The sequence below is a fragment of the Actinocorallia lasiicapitis genome, from assembly GCF_054778695.1.
The window spans coordinates 1-6089 of the sequence record NZ_BAAGZI010000361.1; the positions used below are offsets into that span (position 1 = coordinate 1).

Here is a 6089-nt window from a genome sequence, read left to right on the forward strand (position 1 = left end):
CTGCGCGGCACCGGCCTGTATCTGTCGTGCGGGCTGACCGGCAGGCCGGGCGAGCTGGACCCGCCCGGCCCGTGGAGCGCCGCCAATCTGGCCGAGCCGGCCGTCCGGTCGACGGTCCGGCCGTTCCTGCGGCGGCTGCGCGCGCTCGGCATCCCGATCACCACGCACCTGTACCGCGACGGCACCCACAGCTGGCCGTACTGGGACCGCGAGCTGCACCGTGTCTGGCCTGCGCTGGTGGGCTCCCTGACCTGAACTCATGCCCGTAAGAGTGGGCTCGCCGCGACGGTCGCGGTATGTGGTCAACCCATGAGCCGGGAGATCGCGATAGTAAATTCACGCGAAACCGGACGGCCGACGACGCCGCCACCAGCGCGGCAGCGCCGTGACGGGGGTCACTCGCTGATCGGTTCGCCCCGGTAGGTTCCGAATGACCAGAGATTGCCCTCGGGGTCGCGGGCGGTGAAGTCGCGGGAGCCGTAGTCGGTCGTCATCGGCGCCATGGTGATCTCGGCCCCCGCCGAGACCGCCCGCCGGTGCAGCTCGTCCGGCTGGTCGGTGACGACGTAGCAGCCGAAACCGCCGGGCTGGAGCGCCCACTTGTCGTCCGGGACGTCACGGACCGAACCGAGCATGATCCCGCCGCCTTCAGGCCAGGCCAGTTCGGCGTGGTGGACGGTCTTCCCGTCGCCGTGGACGACGGTCTCGGTGAACCCGAACGCTTCGACGAGGAACTTGATGAGGCCGTAGGCGTCGTTCGCCCGCAAGGTAGGCCAGACCTGCGGGGCCGGTGTCCTGTCACTCATGGTCACCATCCTGTCGCTCCGCCGCGATCTTGGCTTGGACGTTTCGGAACTCCTCCGCGAGCCACTTGCTCGGCGGCAGCCCCGTCAGCGCGTTGAACTCCCTGGCCAGGTGGGCCTGGTCGAAGTAGCCCGCCGCGGCGGCCACCTCGGCGAAGTCCCGCCCGCCCGTCTCGATGAGCCGTTTCGCCCGTTCGAACCGGAAGATCCGTCCGGCCGCCTTGGGCGTCAGCCCGGTCTCCGCGGCGAACCGGTTCCGCAGATGCCGTTCGCTCCACCCGCACGCGTGCGCCAGTTCCGTGACGGTCGCGGCCCCGCCCGACCGCTCCAGCAGCTCCCACGCCCGCGTCACCTCGTAGGGTTCCCGGTCCATCGGCAGCCCGCGCCGCCCGCCGCCGAGCGCGCGCAGCAGCACCCTGTCGATCGCGGCGAACCGCTCGGCCCAGCACCCGGCGTGCGCGAGCCGCTCCCACAGCTCGGACGCCCCCGGCAGCACCTCGGACGCGTCCAGGCAGAGCGTGGAAAGCTCACCGGCGGGCACCCCGAACAGCGCCCGCGCCCCCCACGGCAGCAGCCCGAGCTGCACTCCGCACTGCACCCCGTCGTGCGCGATCACCGCGGGCGACGTGTGCAGCCCGCCCACCAGCGTGTCGTAGCTGCGGGCGGGGCTGCCATCCGGATGCGCCGCCAGCCGCAGCGGCACCTCGAAAGTGAAGATCAGTGTGAGCAGCGGCGACGGCAGCCCCCGGTGCAGCCCGGGAACGCCGTCGACCTCCCGGTACCCGTGGTACCAGGCGACGTACGGCCGCAGGGCGGGCGCGGCGGGCCGGTGGACCATCTCCACCAGCCCATTGTGCGCCACACCCCCGACACTCAGGGGCGCCCGGGCTACTGCGGGTCGTAGGCCAGGTTGGGGCGGAGCCAGCGCTCCACCTCGTCCCTGGGCAGCCCGCGACGGCGCGCGTAGTCGTCGATCTGGTCGCGCCCGACCCGTCCGACGGTGAAGTACTTGGCGTCCTCATGGGCGAAGATCAGCCCGCTGACGGCCGCCGCGGGGGTCATCGCCATCGACTCCGTCAGCGTCATCCCGATCGAGGAGGCGTCGAGCAGTTCGAACAGCTCCCGCTTGAGGCTGTGGTCGGGGCTGGCCGGGTAGCCGAGCGCGGGACGGATGCCGCGGAACCGTTCGGCGTGCAGGTCTTCGAGGGCGGGGGCGGCGTCGGGCTCGAACCAGGCGCGCCGCGCCCGCAGGTGCGCGAACTCGGCGAACGCCTCGGCGAGCCGGTCGGCCAGCGCCTTCACCATGATCGCCTTGTAGTCGTCGCCGGCCGCCTCGTAGGACGCCGCCAGCTCCTCCGCGCCGTGGATGGAGACCGCGAACCCGCCGAGGTGGTCGCCGGACGGCGCGATGTAGTCGGCGAGGTTCCGGTTCGGGCGTCCCTCCGGCTTGACGGTCTGCTGCCGCAGCATCGGGAACCGCACCCCGCCGGCGAGCACGATGTCGTCGCCTTCGGAGTGGGCCGGCCAGTAGCCGTACACGCCGCGCGCCTCGAAGCTGCCGTTCGCGATGATCTCGTCGAAGAGCTGGTTGGCGTCGTCGAACAGGTCGCGTGCGGCGGGCTGTTCGAGGATCGCCGGGTACTTGCCCTTCAGCTCCCAGGCGAGGAAGAAGAACGTCCAGTCGATCATCTCGCGGAGTTCGGCGATCGGCGGGTTGAGGGTCCGCAGCCCGGTGAACTCGGGGACGGGCAGCTCGTCGAACGGCACCTTCTCGGCGTTGGCGCGGGCCTGTTCGAGCCCGAGCATCGGCTGGCTGCGCCGGTTCTCGTGGGCGATCCGCAGCCGCGCCTGCTCGGCCAGGTTGGACGTGTGCAGCGCCGCCGCCCGTTCCTCGTCGAGCAGGTCGGCGACCACCCCGACCACCCGCGAGGCGTCCAGGACATGGACGGTCGTGCCGGTGAACGCGGGCGCGATCCGCACCGCGGTGTGCTGCTTGGACGTGGTCGCGCCACCGACCAGCAGCGGCAGCTTGATCCCGCGCCGCTCCATCTCGGCCGCCACCGACACCATCTCGTCGAGCGACGGGGTGATCAGTCCGGACAGCCCGATCGCGTCGGCGTTCTCGGCGATCGCCGTGTCGAGGATCTTCGCGGCGGGCACCATCACGCCGAGGTCGATGACGTCGTAGTTGTTGCAGCCGAGCACCACGCCGACGATGTTCTTGCCGATGTCGTGCACGTCGCCCTTGACGGTCGCCAGCACGACCTTGCCGTTGCCGCGCGCCGCCTCGGCGCCGTCCTTGGCCGCCTCGATGTACGGCTCCAGATAGGCCACCGACCGCTTCATCACGCGCGCGCTCTTCACGACCTGAGGCAGGAACATCTTGCCCGAGCCGAACAGATCGCCGACGATCTTCATCCCGTCCATCAGCGGCCCCTCGATCACGTCGAGCGGGCGGGCGGCGGACTGCCGCGCCTCCTCGGTGTCGGCCTCGATGAAGTCGACGATCCCGTGGACGAGCGCGTGCGCGAGCCGTTCCGCGACGGGCGCCTCCCGCCACGCCAGGTCGACCTCGCGCTTGGTGCCGGAGCCGCTGACGGTCTCGGCGAACGAGACCAGCCGGTCGGTGGCGTCGGGACGCCGGTCGAACAGCACGTCCTCGACCAGTTCGAGCAGGTCGGCCGGGATGTTCTCGTAGACGGCGAGCTGCCCGGCGTTGACGATCCCCATGTCGAGGCCCGCTTTGACGGCGTGGAACAGGAACGCCGAGTGCATCGCCTCACGGACCACGTCGTTGCCGCGGAAGGAGAACGACAGGTTGGAGATGCCGCCGCTGGTCCGCGCGCCGGGGCAGCGCTGCTTGATCTGGGGGAGGGCCTCGATGAACGCCTTGGCGTAGCCGTTGTGCTCGGCGATGCCGGTCGCGACGGCCAGCACGTTGGGGTCGAAGATGATGTCCTCGCCGTGGAACCCGGCCTTCCGGGTGAGTAGGTCGTAGGCGCGCGCGCAGATCTCGACCTTGCGGTCGGCAGTGTCGGCCTGGCCCTGCTCGTCGAAGGCCATCACCACGACCCCCGCCCCGTAGGAGCGGATCTTCGCGGCCTGCTCGAGGAACGGGCCCTCGCCCTCCTTCAGGGAGATCGAGTTGACGACGCCCTTGCCCTGCACGCACTTGAGCCCGGCCTCCAGGACCGACCACTTCGAGCTGTCGACCATGATCGGGATCCGGGCGACCTCGGGCTCGGTCGCGATGAGGTTGAGGAAGGTCGTCATGGCCTCCTCGCTGTCGAGGAGGTCGGCGTCCATGTTGACGTCCAGCAGGTTGGCGCCGCCGCGCACCTGCTCCAGCGCGACGTCGACGGCGGCCTGGTGGTCGTCGCCCTCGATGAGCCGGCGGAACTTCGCCGAACCGGTGACGTTGGTCCGCTCGCCGATCATCACGAAGCCGGTGTCGGGCGTGATCTCGAAGGTCTCGAGCCCGGAGAACCTGGTCCGGGTGGGCGGCGACGGGACGACGCGCGGCGGCAGCCCCCTGACCTCTTCGGCGATCTTCGCGATATGGGCGGGGGAGGTGCCGCAGCAGCCGCCGACGATGTTGACCATGCCTTCGCGGGCGAACGCCCCGACCAGCCGTCCGGTCTCCTCGGGGGTCTGGTCGTAGCCGCCGAACGCGTTCGGCAGGCCGGCGTTCGGGTGGCACGCGGTGTAGATGCCGGCCAGCCGGTGCAGGTCGGCGATGTGCGGGCGCATCTCGTCGGCGCCAAGCGCGCAGTTGACGCCCACGACCAGCGGCTCGGCGTCCGCGATCGACGTCCAGAAAGCCTCGACGGTCTGCCCGGACAGGGTCCGCCCGCTCAGGTCGACGATGGTCACCGAGATCCAGAGCGGCAGATGCGGCGCGACCTCGCGGGCCGCCGCCATCGCGGCCTTCGCGTTGAGCGTGTCGAAGATGGTCTCGATGAGCAGGATGTCGACGCCGCCCTCGGCGAGCGCCGCGATCTGGTCGGCGTAGGCCGCCTTGACCTGGTCATAGGTGACGGCACGGTAGGCGGGGTCCTCGACGCGCGGCGACAGCGAGAGCGTGACGTTCAGCGGCCCCACCGAACCGGCGACGAACCGTCCGCCGAACTCGTCGGCGGCCTGCCTGGCCAGCTTGGCGGCGGCGACGTTCATCTCGTAGGCGTACGCCTCGAGCCCGTAGTCGGCCTGGCCGATCGTGGTGGCGGTGAAGGTGTTGGTGGAGGTGATGTCGGCGCCGGCGGCCAGGTACTGCCGGTGGACGTCCAGGATGACGTCGGGCCGGGTGAGCGCGAGGACGTCGGGGTCGCCGGTCACGTCCATGAGGTGATCGGTGAACCGGTCGCCGCGGTAGTCGGCGGGGGTGAGGGACGCGCCTTGGAGCATCGTGCCCCACGCTCCGTCCAGGACGACGGTCCGCTGCTCCAGCAGTGCGCGTAGCGCTTCGGTTCCCACCACGATGCCTCCCTTTGTCCGGGAGGCGCCCTTAACGGATTACAGGGGCCGAGCGTGGCGGGCCCGAGCCCGTCGCAGCGCCTCTCGGCCGAGCCTCGATCCTACCTCGTGACGCTCCCGTGTCCTTGGTCGCCGTCTCACCACGTGGACATGATCAGTGCCAGCGTTTCATCGAGCCGTCCGCGATGGCGTCGGCCGCGTCGCAGATGTGCGAGCCGGCCAGTTCCAGCCTGCGGACGAGTTCGCGCTCCTTCATCATGTCGGTCGTCATCTCGCCGTTGAGCACCCGCGCCAGCTCGTACTGGTAGAGCCGGCGGATCGCGCCGCCCGCCTTCCGCGCCTCCAACGCGCTGGACGCCGCCTCCGACGGCCGCACCATCAGCTCGTGGACGGCCTTCTCCAGCGCGGCGACCCCGGACAGCACCTCCTCCAGCATGGGGGAGAGGTTCCGGCGGCCCGGCACCCGGTACAGATGCGATTCCCGGACGAAGTCGCGCAGCGTGTCCAGCACATCGTCCACGGAACGGGACAGCCGGAACAGGTCCTCGCGGTCGATCGGGGTGACCAGCGCCGACGACAGCCGCTCCACGACCGCTTCGCGCTGCCGGTCGCCGCGGTGCTCGATGGCCCGCATCCGCCGGTGCGCCTCGGCGCGGCCGACGCGTCCGCCGGTCATCGCGGCGGCCAGGCGGGCGCCTTCGCGGGTGGCGTGGAGCTGGCCGACCAGGCCGTCCTCCAGGATGTGGTCCATCCGGCCGGTCATCAGCCCGAAATAGCGTTTCAGTTTCACAGCAGGCTCCAGGAGAGTAGGGC

4 protein-coding genes, 1 pseudogene and 1 riboswitch are annotated in these 6089 nt (G+C 70.8%); of the genes and pseudogenes, 1 reads left to right on the top strand and 4 read right to left on the bottom strand.

Annotation, left to right across the window (positions count from 1 at the left end; all coding sequences use genetic code 11):
• Positions 1–255 (top strand): annotated as a pseudogene (locus ACYVE7_RS27535) (alpha/beta hydrolase); the annotation flags it as partial.
• Positions 256–395: 140 nt separating this feature from the next.
• On the opposite strand, the gene ACYVE7_RS27540 reads toward ACYVE7_RS27535, so the two are convergent.
• The 4 genes from ACYVE7_RS27540 to ACYVE7_RS27555 form a co-directional block, all read right to left on the bottom strand.
• On the bottom strand, positions 396–806 hold the full coding sequence (locus ACYVE7_RS27540) for a VOC family protein (RefSeq protein WP_460368601.1): 411 nt from the start codon (positions 804–806) through the stop codon (positions 396–398).
• Positions 799–1641, bottom strand: a complete 843-nt coding sequence (locus ACYVE7_RS27545) for a helix-turn-helix domain-containing protein (protein ID WP_460368607.1) — start codon at positions 1639–1641, stop codon at positions 799–801. The genes ACYVE7_RS27540 and ACYVE7_RS27545 overlap by 8 nt, the downstream gene beginning before the upstream one ends.
• A 50-nt stretch (positions 1642–1691) precedes the next feature.
• Positions 1692–5279, bottom strand: a complete 3588-nt coding sequence (gene metH, locus ACYVE7_RS27550; protein ID WP_460368603.1) for a methionine synthase — start codon at positions 5277–5279, stop codon at positions 1692–1694.
• A 13-nt stretch (positions 5280–5292) separates the two neighbouring features.
• Positions 5293–5368: riboswitch (S-adenosyl-L-homocysteine riboswitch) on the bottom strand.
• Positions 5369–5430: 62 nt separating this feature from the next.
• Positions 5431–6089: DUF47 domain-containing protein (locus ACYVE7_RS27555; protein ID WP_460368605.1), on the bottom strand; the 659-nt coding region annotated here is incomplete at its 5' end.